This is a genomic window from Propionispira raffinosivorans DSM 20765 (assembly GCF_000381065.1).
Lineage (GTDB): Bacteria > Bacillota > Negativicutes > Selenomonadales > Selenomonadaceae > Propionispira > Propionispira raffinosivorans.
Genome location: NZ_KB905880.1, coordinates 1 through 18,778 on the forward strand (window position 1 = coordinate 1; position 18,778 = coordinate 18,778).

Consider the following 18,778-nt stretch of genomic DNA (forward strand, 5'->3'; position numbering starts at 1 on the left):
AATCAAACGCTCACTGAGTATGAAAGGCTGCCCCTATGACAATGCCGTAGCCGAAGCTACGTTCAAAATTATTAAGACAGAATTTGTTCGTAATTATCACTTTGAAAATCTTGGTGAATTAAATCAAAAACTAAAATGCTACGTCCATTGGTTTAATAGCAAAAGAATTCATTCAACATTAGGCTATTTAAGCCCAATAGACTACAAATGTGCACACCTCAAAATAACTGTCTAATAAAGTGTTGACATACCAGGGTGTTATTATGGCTACGAAAAGCTTAATATCCAAGGATTCAAAATTCTTATTCCTACTCGGTATTCTTTATATCTTTGTTATGTTTATAATAAGCAAAATCTAACTACCAAAACAGGAGTCTGCGTAGCAATGGAACAGAAAAGGGCACTAAGAATATAATCTGCGGATTTTTCTATTATCAATTAGCTTATCCAGGTTAAATAACACGTCTATCGTGCTACTTAAGTCTTTTACAATAGAGCATATAATGTTCAATTATATGCTCTATTGCAAGTTTCAAGAAATACGATCAGTAAAGTTCTCCATGATTCATTCAATATATTGGGGAAGAGATCATGTGGACGTAAATAAAAAAAGAACAAGGCTAATTATTATATATATCGAGGTTCTAAGAGAACAATTTATTATACGAGGAGGAGTCTATTGTGATAAATTTCCCCTGCTTTATTTGCCTGCAAAAACAGTCTTTAGACACTATGAAGAGATTGAAAATTGAAGACTCTATTCAAGAAAAGACTCTCAGAAAAATTATGGAACTGTTGTTAAATATTGATTGGAGTCTTTCATCGGATGAACTAGAAAATGAGGTTAATATTGTTTTTCGTCGTGAAATTGGAAATGCTGATCCGTTTAAACAAATTAAAGATATAAATAATAAAGAATCCATGAAGTTAGTTGAAGCAATCAAAGAGAAAATTAAACAGACAGATGCTGATAAGAAAATTGCAAAAGCTGCGTTGGCTGCTGTAGCCGGCAATATAATTGATTTTGGACCAGGTAAAAATTTTAATGTTGGCAAAACGCTTCAAAGGTTTTTAAACAAAAAACGATTACCAACAGATTTTAACTATTTACGTGAAGAATTATTGACGGCAAATACTATTTTGTATTTTTTGGACAATGCAGGAGAGATAGTATTTGATAAATTATTTTTGGAAACAATAAATTCAGTAAGAAATAAGCCATTTTCTCGAATTAGTTTAGTTGTTAAAGGAGGACCATTTGTTAACGATGCGACTTTGATAGAGGCACTATCTATTGGCATGAATGAAATTCCTAATGTGGAATTTAGAAAAATTGGTAATGGTGAACCAGAAACTGGTCCAAATAGAAAGTCAGCAATAGTTGAAAAATGGATTAAAGAGCATGATATTGTGTTATCAAAAGGTCAGGCTAATTATGCAGGTTTGCATACATATAAGAATATTTATTTTTTGTTAATCGCAAAATGTGCTCATAGCGCCAGTGTATTAAATGTTCCAGAAGGAAGTTTGATTATAAAACGAAGTATTTGAAACTAGAACGCAACTAATCAGTGGAAATTGTAAAAAAATTATTTTACTGAAAAATCAAGAGGAAAGCCTATATTTTAAGATAGGGCTTTCCTACTTTGTGAGCATAATATACTTTTATACAGTACATGTATCTGCGTGTTCAATTCATTTATTAAGAAAATATTACCAGTATAAAGTTTTACTCTCATAAATACAAAAAGTATGCTATTCTTATGAACACCAGATAAAATAGGAATCTTATCTATTTTCGATATAGTTTATTTTAAATAAATCACAATTTTCTGATTTTTAACAAAACACAAAAAAATAATAAACAACTGCAATGTTTATGGCTTAATGAAATAGGCAAAATATTTCATATCAAATAATTTCCCAGTATTTTGCCCGTATTTAAAAAATTAAGATCATAATATATTGCCTTTGATATTATAATGCCAGGCTGAAAAAGGAGTGATTATCGAATAGATATTTTTAAATATGTATATAGATTGGGGTTTTTATGGACACCAGAACCAAAAAGGTTAATACTTTAATTTTTTCTTATTTACTGGTAGAAATTGATAATATTTTTGGGGGTGATGTAGATGGAAGAAAACTTACGTTTGCTTATTGCAAATGAAAATAAATTTAATCCTTACACTGATGACAATTTAGCTTTAATGTTGAAAACATCAAGACAAAATATTATAAAGATAAGAAAACAATTAAACATTCCAAGTTATAATCTGCGCCGACTCCCTTATCTTAAAGACAAGATAAGGGAATTTATTAGCGAAGAAAAAAATATATCTGATCGAAAATTAGTCAAATCTATTCAAAATTTGGGCTTTGATATTTCCACCTTTTCTGTATCTATTATTAGAAAAGAGCTTGGAGAAATAGAAGAAATTGATGAGAATACTCAACCTAATGATAATGATGTATTTTGCCATATTATTGGTTTCAACGGTAGTATTTTCCCGAAAATTATGCAAGCTAAGGCAGCGATATTATATCCACCCAACGGGCTTCATACTTTAATTATAGGACAGACTGGAACTGGTAAATCACAATTAGCCATGGCTATGTTCGAATTTGCTAAAAGCATAGAACGAGTTAAACCAAAATCGTTAATTCGATTTAATTGTGCGGATTATTCTAATAATCCACAACTTTTACTTTCACAATTATTTGGACATGTTAAGGGGGCTTATACTGGCGCTGAAACAGAAAAGAAGGGATTAATTGAAAAAGCTGATGGCGGTATAATATTTTTAGATGAAATCCATCGATTGCCGGTGGAAGGTCAAGAAATGCTTTTTTCTATTATTGACAACGGCGTATTTCGCAAGCTAGGGGAATCGGAAAACGAACATAAAGTTAATGTAATGGTGATAGGGGCTACGACTAAAGATCTTGATTCTCAACTTGCACTTACTTTTCGACGAAGAATACCAATGGTTATAGAATTACCACCTCTCTATAATCGTTCAATAAATGAAAAATATGAAATAATTGTTGAATTTTTTAGAATGGAAGCTGAACGCCTTGGCATCCCCATTAATGTGAAATCCGATGTAGTGTGTGGACTGTTATGCTATAATTGTCCCGGCAATATTGGTCAACTTAGAAGCGATATTCAAATGGCTTGTGCTAAAGCCTATTTGAAATATGTAAATGAGAATAAGAAATGTATCACTATTGGTCTGGCAGAGTTTAATAACGATGTGTGTGAAAGCTTATATCGCAAAAAATATACATATAGTGGTATAAAAAATTACATTAATAATGGAATTTCAATTCAACCGGGACGAAAAGAAGTGGATATATATGATGATACGGATTCATATATATTGCCAAATGAAATTTATGGCTTTATTGATCAGCGATTTGAGGAATTAAAAAGGCAGGGCGTTGAGCAAAACACTATAGGGAAAATTATGGAAAGGGAACTCGAAACCCATTTAAAAAGAACCACAAGTTATTTACAGAAAATAAATATTAACATGGAAACAAAAAATATATCATGTTTAGTCGGAAATGAAATATCAAGTATCGTAGCAAAGATGTCGGAAATTGCAGAGAAACGGCTAGGTCCACTGGATAAAAGCTTTTATTACTGTTTGGCGTTACATCTTCATGCAACAATTCAACGAGTAAAACAAAGCAAACCAATATTTAATCCCGAACTTAGCAGAATTAAAGAAGAGTATCATGATGAATATTTAACAGCTATAGAAATTTTAAGAGTTGCTGAGGAAAAACTTCAAATCAAATTTCCAGAATCTGAAACTGGATTTATTGCATTATACTTAAGAAAAAAGGCCATTAATCTAAAAAGTCCTAATGGAATCGTAAATATTATAATCATTAGCCACGGACACGTTGCATCTGAAATGGCAAAAACTGTAAACAATTTGATTGGTCAAAATTTTGTTGAATTTGTTGATATTGACTTTGAAGAAAAAACCGACACATCATTAAAAAGATCTATTGAATTATGTGAACGAATCCATATGGGAAACGGTATATTGATTCTTGTAGACATGGGGTCAGCTATCACATTTGGTGAATTAATAACAAAAGCGACCAATATTCCAACAAGAACAATAAACAAGGTCCATACAGCCATGGCTCTAGATGCGGCTTTTACAGCGATTAATCAAAATATGACTTTGGAAGATTTATATATGACTTTGGATAATCAAAGTTGTTATTTTAAACCTAAAACAAATAATGGTCAGCCGGTTTTAATTACTCTCTGCATAACGGGAGAAGGTGCAGCTCAACAAATAAAAAAATTTATTGAAAATAATTTTAAAGAAGAAATAAGACAAAGCAACATTGAAATCATTCCAATTTGCTTTATAAAATATTGGGATGCGATAAATGCAATAAAAAAAATTCAGGAAGAAAATTTTTTAATTGGAATTATTGGTACCATTGATCCAGATATTAGTAATGTTCCTTTTTTATCTATTGATAAAATATTTGAAGAAAAAGGGGAAACTTTATTGAGAAATTTACTGTTTGCTGGGCAAAATGAGTATTTAGTTAAAACTAGCATTCCAGTACTAAATCAAATTTTTGATGATAAGCTTATATTACCACGAGCGACATTTAAATCTAAAAATGTTGTTTTGGATGAACTAAGCCAGTTGTTATTGAAATATGGTTATGTGCAAAAAGGTTATTTACTGGGAATATACGAACGCGAACGAATGGATAATACTTATTTGACTGGCACAATTGCTATTCCACATACTTTTGCTAAACATGTTATCAAACCGGGAATTGCAATTGCCACGCTTCAGAAACCCATTAACTGGGGGAATGATCAATTTGTGGATAAAATATTTATGATTGCTTTACCAGAGGCAAGTTCGCTTGTTTTCCGTTTTTTTTATCAAGTTTGGGCTGATCAAAATTTAATGGAAAAATTAATGTCGTGTACAGATCGGCATGAGTTTATAAACCATATTTTGGAGCGTAAGTAAAAATACTCAATTTCAATAGATTTTTTTGCACTACTTTCTCCATTATTTTATTTTTTTCTATAGAATGATAAAAGATTATTGAAAAAACTTTTATTTATAAAGAAGGACTTGAATTGGATATACAAACAAAGCTATTGATTTTTGCTATAAATATGATCGGTCCATTATTACTAGGATATGCTTGCAAATATCAGCAAGTGTTTAATGCTGGATTTTTTAATAAAATGATCTTAAATAATATTCTCGTGGTTTGCCCACTTGTTTCTTTTTTTAGTTTTTGGATATTACCAATAAATAGTGACCTGCTATGGGTTCCGCTCATTAGCATTGCAATGGGATTTTTACCAGGGGGGATAGCGTATATTATTGCACAATTGAAGTATTCTGATGACCGAGAGCGCGGTTCCTACGTGATGGCAGCTAGTCTTTCAAATTTTGGCACAATTGGTGGTATTTGCGTTTTTCTTATTTATGGTGAAAAAGGATATGCATATCAACAAATTATGGTGCTATTTCAATATGTGTTCATGTTTATGTGCTGTTATCCTATGGCACAATCTTATGAAAATCGATTTAAAAAGGAATCAATAAAGCAGAAAATATCATTGAAAGCAATGTTGTTCTCAAAAAATCAACTTGCAGTATTAGGAATATTACTTGGTGGAGTTTTACACTATTTAGAGGTGCCTCGTCCACATGAAATCAATGGTACAATAGAAATTTTAATTCATTTTGGAACGTGGACAGGTCTCATTCCGGTCGGATATTCGATAAATTTAAAAAAAATTCGTCAATATTGGCTATCATTATTTGATTTATCAATCATTAAGTTTATAGTTACACCAATTATAATTTACTTTTTATCTCATATTGTCATCCATGATATTAATATGCTCGGAACAATTCTTGTACTTTCATGTATGCCAACGGCAGTAAATGCAGTAATTACCTCAAGAATTTATAATTTAAATGTTGATTTGAATGTTGCCGCTTTCATTGTAACAACGTTACTGTTCTTATTTATTATTTATCCACTTCTTTTTATCGGATTATCATGTTAGTTCGGTAAGCGTCAAAAATGCCGTTACCTTGACAACACGTCAGTTGGTAACGGCATTCGTTTTGCAGTAAGCTGGAACGAAATTCGTAAGCGTACAACAGGTTCTTTCCAACATTAGTTGATTTCCTATAATTTTCACTATGATAATTTAGCTTTTATTATTGCTTAATAGATTCTTTCAACTAAAATTGGAAAGAACCGTACAACAAAACAGTGTATATAAAAATAGCAGCCGTCGATGTATACTCAAAATATGAATATAGACCGAACGGCTGCTATACTTATTTACAGATTTGCTGTATTTTTTCATTCCAAGGAAGGTGGTCTTCTAAAAGTTGGGGCTCTCTCAGAAACGGGATATTGGGAAGCGCTTCAAACAGATATTTCAAATAGTTGTATTCGTTGATTTTATTAGCCTTGCATGTTTCTACAAGGCTATAGATAGCTGCACTTGCTGCAGCGCCTTTTGGACTGCCACTAAGTAGCCAATTTTTGCGTCCCAATGTAAATGGTCAGATACTGTTTTCTGCCTAATTATTTGAAAGGTTACAAGTTCTATCTTCTAGAAAAGATTATGCTGATCTATCATGAATTTGTTAACTTATATGGATCTATCGATGTTTTAACTTGGTATTGAGTTAATAATGTTGGATAGAAACCTTCTAAGGACCATCCCTTTAGTATGGACACAATCTCATCAAACGAAAGGATATCTTCATCAGCCCATGTAATTATCATTTCTACTATTACTGTCATCATCATATCAATAACAATTTTTGCATGTTCATTTTCGCTTTGAATAATTATAGGAAGTTTATTTTTGAGATATATTCTGTACTTATTAGAAAAATTTAAATCTCTTTGATTGCGAACCAAAATATTGAGATACTCATAATCTTTTCTGAAGAGTTCATATATTTTTCTTATATAATTAGTCATGTCAGAATCGCTTTTTAAAATTCCCATATAGATATTATCGAGCCCATCTAATAATTTAGCTTCTATGTATTCCAAGACAGCATAAATGTCTTGAAAATGTCTATAAAATGTTGCTCTATGAATCCCACTTTCTGCTGTTATATTTTTTATGGTAATTTTTTCTATTTCTGTGTTTTTGTACAGTGTCCAAAAAGCATTTACTATTTTTAATTCAGTTTGTTTTCCAGCGTTCTTGTTCAAATTATTCTCCTCCTTAAAATGCGACATATCACCTCATATTGTATCTTGTCTTTAGAACATAGGGATGATAATATAAATTCATCAAATGCGACAATGTGTCTCACTTGAAATTGTACAATAGGAAAAATCAAAAGTATAGTATTTTGAATCTATAGTCAAAAATAAGGAGAGAAAACGATTATGAGTAAAGTAATGAACAACCAAGGATTACCATTAAGTGTAGATGTTATTAACGATTTACCTGGAAAAAGGGGGATAGCATTTGATTCTTGGTATGTAAAGGCAGATTTTGAAAGTGACGGCCATATTTTAGGATTTACATGGCATCAAGGTATGATTCATACACCAGACGGAAAAAAATAGTATCTGCTGAAACAGTATTTATGGATGCCACTGATGATAATTGGATCAATAAAGACCTGATAACACCAGCATCATCAGAAAACAATTGCTCTTATGATGAATTGAATGTTTACTCATCTTGGGGATCATTAAAAGGTAATCGTGACGTGATGTCTTTAACATTAGATCTTGGAGAAAATAAATTGGACCTTAAATTAACTTCACAAAAAGAAGTTCTCTATAATGGTGCTAGTGGTTTGATTACATTCAACGGTACTCCAAGTTATCAATATTCTTTTCCTAATATGAAAATGGAAGGTACATTTACTATTAAAGGTAAAACTTATGAAGTGAAAAATGGTGTTGCTTGGTTTGATAGACAAATTGGAAAAGTTGAACGTCCAGATATCTTACAAGAAGGCGCTAATCTAGATGGAACTCTTGTTGCTGGTAAGAGTATTTGGTTATGGCTTGGATTAGCTTTAGGTGAAGAATTAAAAGAAGCCATTTCACTTTGGGATATTTATTCAGGTAACACTCGATATGCATTTGCAACTATCGCTGATAAATTTGGTGCACAAACCAATGCTGTCGCTGATATTACTTATGACGAAGTATGGACAAGTAGCAAGACTGGTAATAAGTATCCAAAAGTGTTAACCATTAAAGTAGCAGCTGTTGACTTTAATGTGAAACTAACTTCATATGCTAATAGTGAAAATGTTGAATTTGTTCGAGACATACAAGGATTAGATGGTTGCCAATGTCTATATCATGGAATAGGAACCTACAAAGGTCAGAAAATTGATCGAGCAGTAAATTTAGAAATGATTGGGAATATATGCCAGTAATTAGTTCATGCGGTAACAGTACAACCAAACAGTGTATATAAAAATAGCAACAGCCGATGTATACTCAGGATATGAATATGGATCGACTGACGGCTATACATACTAACCCCAGCAACAGCTATCTTAGGGATGATTCCACTGATGAAAAATACTTTGGGGGACCAATGACCGTTGCTATAGCCAGTGGGCTTCTAATAGTTACCATTCATACATTGCTTGTTTTACCAATAATGTATGTGATTTGTTATAAAAAAATAAAAGTATAAAATCATATTAAAAATTTTTGGACAATATGGCAGTTGTATGGTGAATTAAAGAATTTTAATCTATTTATAAATTTGTCATGAAAATCGTTAGTACCTTCTAATCATATCCATAAAGAATTTTATAAAGGATGTCGTCAGAAGTGAGAAGAAAAGTATCTGTAGAAGAATTAGCTAAAATAAAGGATGCCATGGATAAAGAGACGATAGTAAGAGTTTTTAAAAGATATAAAGCTCTCTATCTATATCTCTCTGGCATGATTGGTAGTGATGTAGCAAAACAGACAGGAATAACAGTAAATACGATATGTAATTTATATAAAAAGTATCAGTTTGCAGGACTTTCTGGTATACCGGATAAAAAAATTTCAGGAAGACCCGTACGACTTACACTAGAAGAACGAAATACATTGAAAGAATTGATTATGAAGCAGCACCCTTTTGATGTTGGAGTCTCCAAAGATTTTAATTGGACAGCTGGCTTGATTGCCAATTATATTAAACGAGAATACGGATATGAATATTCTATTCGCGGAATCACTGGACTGCTGGCGCGGATGGGGTTTTACTATAAGTATCCAACTTATGTAATTGCTGATTAATGAACCATATTGGGTTACGCGGACCGATTAAATGGCAATTATCTTCTGATTTTGTACACTAGCGGAGAAATATCGTCTAATGCAATATGACGTCTTTTGGTATTGTAATAATCAAACCAATTTTTAAAACTAGTACAAGCCTGTCCACCTGTGGCAAAGTAACGTTGTTGATGCATAACATAATACGTTGTACGTGAGTACGTCCTACTGAAATTCATTTTTCTTTCAGAGGGACACCTCCTGATTTTATTGTACCAACCATTCAATGTGTCCGCAAAAAGCATTTTAGTTGTACAAAAAAGCTCTAGGCCAACGGTCCTTTATTCCGTTTTGTGCCATGAGTAAGCGAAAGGTATGGTTATAATTATGGCAAATACAAATTTGAATTACAATCAAACTGTTACTGCTGACATTGGCAAAAATAAAATAACAGATTATCTTATGTGGGGTCTCGTTGCTATAGTAGCAATTATGACATTATTGATGAAATTCAATATAATTGCCAACGTAACAAGTAATATATTTATTCCTATGTTTATCTTTGCATGGCTTCATGGAACTCAGCGTTATGGGTTTAAAAACATGGTAATATGGTTTGCTATCACATGGATTGTAAGTGTTTTCTTTGAAGGACTAAGCATAACAACGGGATTCCCATTTGGGCATTACTACTATAGAGAAGGATTAGGACCTCGTATTTGGAACGTACCAATATTTATCATGATATCTTATTTTGCCATCGTGTATACATCCTGGACCGTAGCACATGCAGTATTAGGACGCTTCAATAAGAAAATTGAAGGAATTTATAAGGTCATTGTCCCAATAACTACAGCCTTATTAATGACTATGTGGGATCTTGTAACGGATCCTCAAGCTTCTACTATAGGCGGTATTTGGGTTTGGGGGGATGGAGGAAACTATTTTGGGGTTCCAATATCCAATTTTATAGGGTGGTTTTTTGTAGTGTATGTTTTTTCTCAAATATTCACATTATTTATTTCCAAGAAAGATTTTGACTCTAGCAATGTTAGTATTACATCGAAAAAGACATATTGGCTTCAGCCTTGCATAATCTATTTAGTTATGGGAATAGGTGTCGTTATCGATGGAATTGTGCATTCTGATTATACTGAAATATACGCTTCTATGGGAATAATAACTGTCTTTACAGTGATTTTTAATGTAGGTATTGCAATGCTAAATATGAAAACCTCCAAAGAATTAAACTAATAAGTTCAACCTTTGACCGCTCCTGTTTTATTATATGAAAAGCTCATTTATGTTGTTTTTCCATGATATTAAGCTGGATTAAATATTGTCCTGTTAAATTATGCAAGGCTTTCAAATAAATTGAAGTTGTAATTTACCAGAAGCGTATCAGGAATTTAAAGATGATCTTAAATAAACATATTTATTAATACTGATAAAAGAAACTCCAAGGTTGGAAATAACCTTGGAGTTTCTTTTATGCAAGGATAGGTGAAGTAGTTATGCAAGAAGAAAAGTTGAACGACTGGAATTTCATGACGTAAGTAAATCTTTTGTCATTGACGAAAAAAATTAGGGCCATAATCAAATATGACCATAAAAAAACGAATTAAAATAAAATTTTTATAACCGTTGATTTCCTTAATAATGCAAGAGCCGGAGATATTCATAGAAGAGCGAATATCTTTCTCGCTTTCCCAGAATACATCAAGAAATCCAAAGTGTGTAGGATCTGGTCTACGCATAAAAGAAAATCCGTAAATTTTCTTAAAAAGTAAGTCTCTTTCATCGAGTGGAAGATTATGCCCATTAATTAAATAGTGGATTAATGTCATATATAGTGCTCCTCTCAATATTCGTATTCGACAGGGGCTATCATTTACCTTTTGAATAACGAAAGGACGTGTAATACCAATTTAAAAAAATGTCAGAATATTTGGTAGTGATTAAAAAAACAAATTTGACCAAGAACTGGCATGGAACTTGCATTAATATAATGGTGAAAGATGTGCCAGCATTCTTACGGAAAAAGAAGGGGGGAACAATAGAAAGGGACATGACAAATAAGTTTACGAGCTAATAAGTGAAGCTTAGTTCCGTACACTGAATGAAAAAATTCTGGCGCATAAATTGTAAGGAAAGGAGGAGGTATGTTGTTAGATGTGAACCTACTGGATACTGAGTTAGTAGTACTTAATCTGGAAATGGAAAATAAATATGATGTTATGACTGAGTTAGCAAATATTTTGTTGGAAAAGGGTATTGTAAAACCGAGTTATTTGCAGGCGCTTATTGAAAGGGAAGCTGTTTATCCAACAGGATTGCAAACAAAAGAATTTGGTGTTGCTATCCCACATGCAGATATACAACATGTAGTAAAACCAAGTGTTGCAATTGCTACCTTGAAAAATCCAGTAAAATTTAATTTGATGGACAGTCCCGAGGATACCGTTGACGTAAAAATTGTTTTTATGCTTGCCCTAACAGAGCCGCAAAAACAGTTGCAGCTTTTACAGGATTTGATATCGCTGTTTCAAGCCTCTCATCTAATTAAACAAATGTTGAAATGTGATGATAGACAAATGTTCATAGATATAGTGAATCAAATAAACCAGAATGAGTAAAGATCAAATCTATACTAAATTTGTACAGAGGAGGGAGAAAAAATGGGAAAAGTAAAAATTATGTGTGTATGCGGAACCGGGATTGCAACCTCTACGGTTGTTCATAATGGTGTGGCTAATATGTGTAAAAGAAACAACATTGAATATGAAATTATACAGTGTAAATCGCTTGAGGTGAAGTCTAAATTAAATACTTTTTCACCAGATTTAATTGTTTCAACTACGACGATTTCTACGGCAACCACAATACCTATTATAAGTGGGATTGCTTTTTTGTCGGGTGTAGGTTTGGAAAAAGTTGAAGAACAGATTATTGTTGCATTGAAACAAAAGCTGGGGGTGGTCTGAAATGTTAGATGTAATCCAATTTATTTTGGGTTTGGGTCCCGCAGTTATGATGCCAATCATTATTACGATTCTGGGACTGCTTTTAGGGCAGGGATTTAGTAAGGCTTTTAGGGCCGGGCTTATTATTGGTGTGGGTTTTGTTGGAATCAATATGGTTATAGCAGTATTGATGAATACGCTAGGTCCTGTAACACAAGCTATGGTTAAAAATATGGGAGTTCAGTTGGATGTTCTTGATGTTGGTTGGCCTATCTCAGCTGCGGTTAGTTTCGGTTCTATCATTGTCCCGGTGATTATGCCTTTGATTCTTTTATTTAATGTGTTTTTATTAGCGATTAACCAAACTAAAACAGCAAATGTGGATATCTGGAATTATTGGCAAATGCTGTTTTGCGGTGCCATCGTATATCATTCAACACAAGAAAACTGGTATTTGACAATCGCGGCTGTTTTGATTTGTGAGTATGTAACTTTAAAGCTTGCAGATATGACAGCACCTATGGTAGAGAAGTTTTTTGGTTTGCCGGGAATTTCGCTTCCGCATGTAGGAACTGTTGGGTGGTATCCTGTTGCGTATGTTTTCAATAAAATATTAGACAGGGTTCCTGGTATAAATAATATTTATATTGATCAAAAGAAAGTACAAGAAAGATTCGGAATATTCGGTGAACCGTTATTTATCGGATTAGTTCTTGGTTCGATACTGGCAATATTAGCCAAATATGACTTGGGAAAAATTTTAACTACCGGTGTTACATTAGGAGCCGTAATGGTAATTTTACCTAGAATGGTATCCATTTTAATGGAAGGATTGATCCCGCTATCTGAAGGGGCAAGAGAATTTTTGAAAAACAGATTTCCGGGGAGAGAATTTTATATTGGGCTGGATACGGCTATCGTTATTGGAAATCCGGCTGTTATGGCTACGGCCATTATAATGATTCCGGTAGCTGTCTTGATGTCATTGATTCTTCCGGGAAATCGGTTGCTGCCGTTTACGGATCTTGTCATGCTGACCTTTATTTTAAGTTTTCCTGTTGCTGTTACGAATGGGAATATATTTAGATCTTTAATTATTAGTCTTTTAATTGTGCCACTGTGTTTATTAATTGCAACAGATTTTGGACCTGTGCATACAATTATGGGGCATGCTGTTGGTTTTCCATTTCCGGAAGGGACGACGACGATCAGCAGTCTATATGGTGGAACACTGCAAATCCCCTGGCTTATATGGAAGCCCCTGTCTTTATTATTTGGACAGTAGTGTGTAAATAACGGTACATGGTGAGGTGTATTCTTTTTAATATGCAGCAAGTGACTGGATACACCTTATTAATTTTAGAAAAGAGGAGTAGAGAATGAAAGCAATTGTATTTAAAGGACCTAAAGATTTTGAGATGCAAGAAATTCCGATGCCGCTATGTCCGGAAGAAGGGATTTTGGTAAAAGTTGAGGCCGTTGGTTTATGCGGGTCAGATATTCGAACCTTTGATGTAGGTCATGGGAAGCTCATACCGCCACAGGTCATTGGTCACGAAGTTGCAGGTGTAATAGAAAGTACAGGGGAAAATATATCGGATTTTTCTGTAGGAGATAAAGTGGCGGTCAATCCGATTATTCCTTGTGGGCATTGTGACTATTGCAAAATGGGATTTGGAAATCACTGCCAAGAGTTAGAGTTTTTAGGGACAACAATACCAGGGGGATATGCACAATATGTGGCAATTCCTAAAGTGGCTTTAGCGAATGATTGTGTAATAAAAATAACGAACAATTTACCAATGGAGCAGGTTCCTCTGGCAGAAACAACTGCTTCGGTCATATGTATGGGTGTAGGCAAGGGCGATACGGTTTTAATTTTCGGTGCCGGTCCTATTGGCTGTTTGCACGCTGTAATTGCGAAGGCTCGTGGAGCGAAAAAAGTGATTATGTCAGAAATTAATGAGAGCCGCTTGGATCTTGTAAGAAGGTTTACAAGTATTGATGTTTTTGTGGATTCCTCGCAGCAAGATGTTCATGAGATCGTATTAGCGGAAAGCAATAATTTAGGGGTAGATGCTGCTATTGTTGCCTGCCCTGTGGGCCTTGTTCAAGAACAAGCCATAGATATGGTAAGGAAAAGAGGCAGAGTATGTTTTTTTGGCGGGCTGCCAATCAATAATTGTCATATAAATTTAAACAGCAATAGAATTCATTATGATGAAATTGCAATTTATGGTGCATTTGCTTACGCACCTAAAGATTTTATAGAGGCCTTCCATTTAATTTCAGAAGGAAAAGTACCAGCTGCCGAATTTGTTACGCATATATTACCTTTGAAGGACATTGCGGAAGGGATCGATATTATAAAAAAAGGACTTGGGATTAAGGTGGTTTTGAAGCCTTGGGACTAATAACGAAGTTATGGGATCAATTTTCAAACAGCGCTAAAGGGGTGAAGAATATGGCGGTTGATTTGCATGTGCATACGGCAGCAAGCGGCGATGGAGAGTTTTCTTCTTGGGCAATAGTGAAAATTGCAAGTGAAGCTAAACTTCAGGCGATTGCTATAACGGATCATGATACGATCGATAGTGTTGATGCGGCTATCAAATGGGGGGGCGAGTATAATGTAGAAGTTATACCGGGCTGTGAATTTTCTTCTATATATGAAAATAGATGGCTTCACATTTTAGGCTATTATATAGATTATCATAAGACAGCACTTATTCAACTGTGCGAAAAAGTAAAAAAAGCGAGAGAAAACAATGTTGATGCTCAAATAGATAAATTACATCAAACGGGTTTTTTCTTAGAAAAAGAAAAAGTTATGGAAGATAGTTCTGATCCATTGCCAATTTCTTTTGGAAGAGCAATCTTTACTGATTCAAGAAATGATGAGAATCAAATGTTAGCGGAGTACAGGGGAAAGGCGAATGGAATACTGAATTTTTGTCAGGATTGGATGATTTATGGACGTCCTTATAATGCGGTGCAGTATTTTCCTAGCGCAAAAGAGGTTATTGAACTTATTCTGCAATGTGGCGGTGTGCCCATTTTGGCGCATCCGGGTGCTAGTTTGCGGCAAGAGGAAAATGGTTTGATTGTTGAGCTGCTGAAGTTTGGCTTAGCAGGAATTGAAGTATTTACAAGTTGGCATAATGAAAAGCAGGAAAGGCACTATCAAAAATTTGCACAGGATAAAAAAATATTAATTACAGCGGGCAGTGACTTTCATGGAAAAATGAAACCCCAAATTTTAATGGGACAGATTACGAGCAGTCCTTACACCATAGTTGAACAGTTAAAAAGCAGGGTGGGGCTTTGATGAAAGCGTGATAAAAAGAAATAATATTAAAAAGAATATTATTTCTTTATTGAAAATATTTTCTATATTGTTGTTATTTTCTTTTAATGTAAAATAAAAATTGAAGGGACCTTCAAAACGGGGAGCGGTTTAAAAATGCAGTCGTCAGTATATAATCAATCCACCTTTTTAGTATTTAAAACCGCATATCTTTATTACTTTCAAGACAAATCACAAAATGAAATTGCTGATATATTGAATATATCTATATCAACCGTATCTCGTTTAATTAAAAAAGCTAAACAAGATGGGATTGTGGAATTTGTAATTCGAAATCCCTACATGGATTGTCTTGAAATGGAAGAACAAATAAAAAATAGTTTTAATTTGAAAGATGTAATTGTTGTACCGCCAATGAAAGAAATTGGAAATCTTGCAGAAAATAAAGTGAATGTGAGAAAGCTTGTCGCGCTGGAAGGGGCAAGATACGTCCAAAGAATTATTACCGAGAAAGACGTTTTAGGACTTAGCTGGGGGCAAACGATGTATGAGTTAATTCAGTATTTAAATCCTTGCCAAAAAGTCAATGCCAGTTTTGTTACAATGCATGGAAGTCTTTCAGGATGTCATCCGGATTTAGATGTAAGGGCATTGGGTTCAAGAATTTCAATGGCTTTTGGTGGGAAAAATTATTCTTTACTGGCAGAAGGATTGATGAGCAATAGCAGAACCGTAGATTCTATAAAAACTGAAAAATATGTAAGTATGATCTATGAAATGTTTAAGCACATCAGTATATCCTTAAGCAGCGTAGGAGCTTTTTCCCCCAATGGTGATTCATTGCTGTACAAGCCGGGTGGGTATCTTCTCGATAACGAAATTATTGAATTAAAGCAGAAAAGCGCGGTCGGGGATATCAGTCTTAGATTTATTGATAATCAAGGCAAAGAGTGTGGTACATCTTTAAAACATCGCACCATAGGAATTGAACTTGAGGTGTTTAAAAAAATTAAAACAAAAATCATGGTAGCTTCTGGAGTGTCTAAAGTCTATGCATTAAAAGGAGTCATGACAGGAGGTCTGACGGATATATTGATTATTGATCATGCGTTAGGCAAGGCTATTTTATCTTGATAGAAACCATAGTTTGTTTTTTGATGGGCCCGTCATGAAACGCTATAGTTTAAAATAAAAAAGGGGGTTATCTTATGTATATAGATCCTTTGTTCATGCAATTTCCTGATGGCTTAGAGGATGAAAAATATTTAATCGCAACGTATTATGTGGCGAACGCGAAATCAATGGAGGCTGTTAAATATGCCGCAGCATTGGCTGTTGAACAGACCACTGGCACTTGGATTGCTGTACCTGGCGAAACGCATGCATTAAGAGAAAAACATCTTGGTCGTGTGGTTGGAATTTATGAGGTTCCAGCTTACTCCGATTCGTATCCTGCGGATGTAACGGAAAGACATTTTATTCTACGATTGGCATTTCCAACACATAATTTTGGTGCTCAATTTGCTATGATGTTTACAACTGTAATTGGTAATATTTCAAGCATGGGGAAATTAAAATTGTTAGATTTGGAATTTCCACATAAGTTTTTAAAAGAATTTAAAGGTGCTAAATTTGGCGTAGAGGGAATACGAAATTTATTGAATGTACATGACAGACCTTTGGTAAATACAATGATCAAACCGTGTATTGGTTTGAATCCGAAGCAAACAGCAGAGCTTGCTCATTCGATCGCATTAGGCGGCGTAGATATAATAAAAGATGACGAATTGACAGCCGATCCGGATCACTGCCATTTGGTCGACAGAGTCAAAGCTGTTATGGCAGCATTGAAATCTGCAGATGAAGAAAAAGGTGAAAAAACACTTTATACCTTTAATATCACAGATAGAACAGAAAAATTGCGGGACAATGCTCTTCGGGCAATTGATGCTGGGGCAAATGCGTTAATGATTAATGCATGGCCAGTTGGAATGGATGCTTGCAGGATGCTGGCAGACGATCCGGACATTAATGTTCCAATACTGTCTCATTGTGATATGCAAGGAGCGTTATATGAATCACCATGGTCAGGTATGTCGGCCAGTCTCGTATGCTCAAAGCTGCCTCGTCTTGCTGGTCTCGATATGGGGATTGTTTTAAGTCCTTATGGGAAATTCCCGCTTACAATGGATACCTTTATCCAGGCAGGTTATGCTTGTTTGACTCCGTGGCAGCACATTAAGCCAATGATGCCAATGCCGGGAGGCGGAACAACGCAGGGACATATTGAAGAGCTTATACACAAATTTGGCAAGGATGTAATTATAGCTGCTGGTGGTGCAGTAATTGGACATCCACAGGGGCCTACTGCTGGAGGCAAAGCATTCAGACAAGGTATTGATGCTGTGATGAAAGGCGCATCGCTTAAAGAAGCTTGTAAAGATACTAAAAATAAGGAACTTAAAAGCGCCATTGATGCATGGGGTGTTTATGGAGAACGACAAATTTTTGACCTCAAGGCAAAATAAAGTGTTAATATAACAGAATAAGTAAAGGAGCCTGAGGATATTCTCAGGCTCCTTTACTACCATCTTTTTAAATAAGAATATAAATTTAAATAAGAATCTTGCACATCCGAAGCAGTCTTGTTATGCTGTAGATGCATCTGATTTTTCTTTGCATTTTGTTTTTTGCACGTTACAGAATACAAGGGAGCAGATGATTTTTTATTAAGGAACATCTTATATTGCGATTGGAATTATAATTAAATTTTATTAGGAACGCATTGCATTTTATACATAGATAATGTGGTTTATTCCTAAAAATTTGTGATAGAACACAATTGAAAACAGAAAATTCAAAAAATAGGAGGCGCTAAAATAATAATCAGAATAGAAGAGATTCTTTTTTGCCTTTAGAAATAGAGTATGTCATGAAAAGCCATGTATATATGTTACTGGTATGTCAACACTTTATTAGACAGTTATTTTGAGGTGTGCACATTTGTAGTCTATTGGGCTTAAATAGCCTAATGTTGAATGAATTCTTTTGCTATTAAACCAATGGACGTAGCATTTTAGTTTTTGATTTAATTCACCAAGATTTTCAAAGTGATAATTACGAACAAATTCTGTCTTAATAATTTTGAACGTAGCTTCGGCTACGGCATTGTCATAGGGGTAGCCTTTCATACTCAGTGAGCGTT

19 protein-coding genes are annotated in these 18,778 nt (G+C 34.2%); 15 read left to right on the plus strand and 4 right to left on the minus strand.

The genetic code is table 11. The annotated features are described in order from the left end of the window. The 4 genes from F606_RS0119295 to F606_RS0119310 all read left to right on the plus strand — a co-directional run. On the plus strand, positions 1-235 hold a 235-nt coding region (locus F606_RS0119295; protein WP_019555527.1), incomplete at its 5' end, for an IS3 family transposase. Between the two features lie 446 nt (positions 236-681). Further along, positions 682-1,551 (plus strand): damage-control phosphatase ARMT1 family protein, encoded by an 870-nt coding sequence (locus F606_RS0119300; protein ID WP_019555528.1) that lies wholly within the window; start codon positions 682-684, stop codon positions 1,549-1,551. A gap of 584 nt (positions 1,552-2,135) precedes the next feature. Continuing rightward, entirely contained in the window at positions 2,136-5,027 is a 2,892-nt protein-coding gene (locus tag F606_RS21740; RefSeq protein WP_019555530.1) for a sigma 54-interacting transcriptional regulator, read from the plus strand. A 113-nt stretch (positions 5,028-5,140) separates the two neighbouring features. After that, positions 5,141-6,088 (plus strand): AEC family transporter, encoded by a 948-nt coding sequence (locus F606_RS0119310; protein WP_019555531.1) that lies wholly within the window; start codon positions 5,141-5,143, stop codon positions 6,086-6,088. A 280-nt stretch (positions 6,089-6,368) separates the two neighbouring features. On the opposite strand, the gene F606_RS22850 is transcribed toward F606_RS0119310, so the two are convergent. Further along, positions 6,369-6,590, minus strand: coding sequence for a transposase domain-containing protein (locus F606_RS22850; protein ID WP_071595075.1), 222 nt, complete (start codon positions 6,588-6,590; stop codon positions 6,369-6,371). An 82-nt stretch (positions 6,591-6,672) separates the two neighbouring features. Then, positions 6,673-7,266: a TetR/AcrR family transcriptional regulator gene (locus tag F606_RS0119320; RefSeq protein ID WP_019555533.1), complete on the minus strand. Its 594-nt coding sequence runs from the start codon at positions 7,264-7,266 to the stop codon at positions 6,673-6,675. A gap of 180 nt (positions 7,267-7,446) precedes the next feature. On the opposite strand from F606_RS0119320, the gene F606_RS0119325 reads away from it, so the two are divergent. The 4 genes from F606_RS0119325 to F606_RS0119340 all read left to right on the plus strand — a co-directional run bounded on the left by F606_RS0119325 (position 7,447) and on the right by F606_RS0119340 (position 10,557). Beyond that, positions 7,447-7,629: a hypothetical protein gene (locus F606_RS0119325; protein WP_019555534.1), complete on the plus strand. Its 183-nt coding sequence runs from the start codon at positions 7,447-7,449 to the stop codon at positions 7,627-7,629. A 20-nt stretch (positions 7,630-7,649) separates the two neighbouring features. Beyond that, positions 7,650-8,459: a lipocalin-like domain-containing protein gene (locus F606_RS0119330; RefSeq protein ID WP_019555535.1), complete on the plus strand. Its 810-nt coding sequence runs from the start codon at positions 7,650-7,652 to the stop codon at positions 8,457-8,459. A 406-nt stretch (positions 8,460-8,865) separates the two neighbouring features. Next, on the plus strand, positions 8,866-9,324 hold the full coding sequence (locus F606_RS0119335; protein WP_019555536.1) for a helix-turn-helix domain-containing protein: 459 nt from the start codon (positions 8,866-8,868) through the stop codon (positions 9,322-9,324). Positions 9,325-9,690: 366 nt separating this feature from the next. Beyond that, the gene (locus F606_RS0119340) at positions 9,691-10,557 is read left to right on the plus strand and encodes a carotenoid biosynthesis protein (RefSeq protein ID WP_211210112.1); all 867 of its coding nucleotides are present in this window, start codon (positions 9,691-9,693) and stop codon (positions 10,555-10,557) included. 314 nt (positions 10,558-10,871) lie between these two features. On the opposite strand, the gene F606_RS0119345 is transcribed toward F606_RS0119340, so the two are convergent. After that, on the minus strand, positions 10,872-11,150 hold the full coding sequence (locus tag F606_RS0119345) for a hypothetical protein (protein WP_019555538.1): 279 nt from the start codon (positions 11,148-11,150) through the stop codon (positions 10,872-10,874). A gap of 315 nt (positions 11,151-11,465) precedes the next feature. On the opposite strand from F606_RS0119345, the gene F606_RS0119350 reads away from it, so the two are divergent. The 7 genes from F606_RS0119350 to F606_RS0119380 all read left to right on the plus strand — a co-directional run bounded on the left by F606_RS0119350 (position 11,466) and on the right by F606_RS0119380 (position 18,101). Next, the gene (locus F606_RS0119350) at positions 11,466-11,939 is read left to right on the plus strand and encodes a PTS sugar transporter subunit IIA (protein WP_026329505.1); all 474 of its coding nucleotides are present in this window, start codon (positions 11,466-11,468) and stop codon (positions 11,937-11,939) included. A 42-nt stretch (positions 11,940-11,981) separates the two neighbouring features. Beyond that, a complete protein-coding gene (locus tag F606_RS0119355) occupies positions 11,982-12,287 on the plus strand; it encodes a PTS sugar transporter subunit IIB (protein ID WP_019555540.1) in 306 nt (101 codons plus the stop codon). A 1-nt stretch (position 12,288) separates the two neighbouring features. Next, positions 12,289-13,551: a PTS galactitol transporter subunit IIC gene (locus tag F606_RS0119360; protein WP_019555541.1), complete on the plus strand. Its 1,263-nt coding sequence runs from the start codon at positions 12,289-12,291 to the stop codon at positions 13,549-13,551. A gap of 94 nt (positions 13,552-13,645) precedes the next feature. Beyond that, a complete protein-coding gene (locus F606_RS0119365; RefSeq protein WP_019555542.1) occupies positions 13,646-14,680 on the plus strand; it encodes an alcohol dehydrogenase catalytic domain-containing protein in 1,035 nt (344 codons plus the stop codon). 50 nt (positions 14,681-14,730) lie between these two features. Then, positions 14,731-15,594: a PHP domain-containing protein gene (locus F606_RS0119370; protein WP_019555543.1), complete on the plus strand. Its 864-nt coding sequence runs from the start codon at positions 14,731-14,733 to the stop codon at positions 15,592-15,594. Positions 15,595-15,729: 135 nt separating this feature from the next. Continuing rightward, on the plus strand, positions 15,730-16,707 hold the full coding sequence (locus F606_RS0119375; protein ID WP_019555544.1) for a sugar-binding transcriptional regulator: 978 nt from the start codon (positions 15,730-15,732) through the stop codon (positions 16,705-16,707). Positions 16,708-16,781: 74 nt separating this feature from the next. After that, positions 16,782-18,101: a RuBisCO large subunit C-terminal-like domain-containing protein gene (locus tag F606_RS0119380; protein ID WP_019555545.1), complete on the plus strand. Its 1,320-nt coding sequence runs from the start codon at positions 16,782-16,784 to the stop codon at positions 18,099-18,101. A gap of 447 nt (positions 18,102-18,548) precedes the next feature. Here the strand turns inward: F606_RS0119380 and F606_RS0119385 are convergent. After that, on the minus strand, positions 18,549-18,778 hold a 230-nt coding region (locus tag F606_RS0119385; RefSeq protein WP_026329506.1), incomplete at its 5' end, for an IS3 family transposase.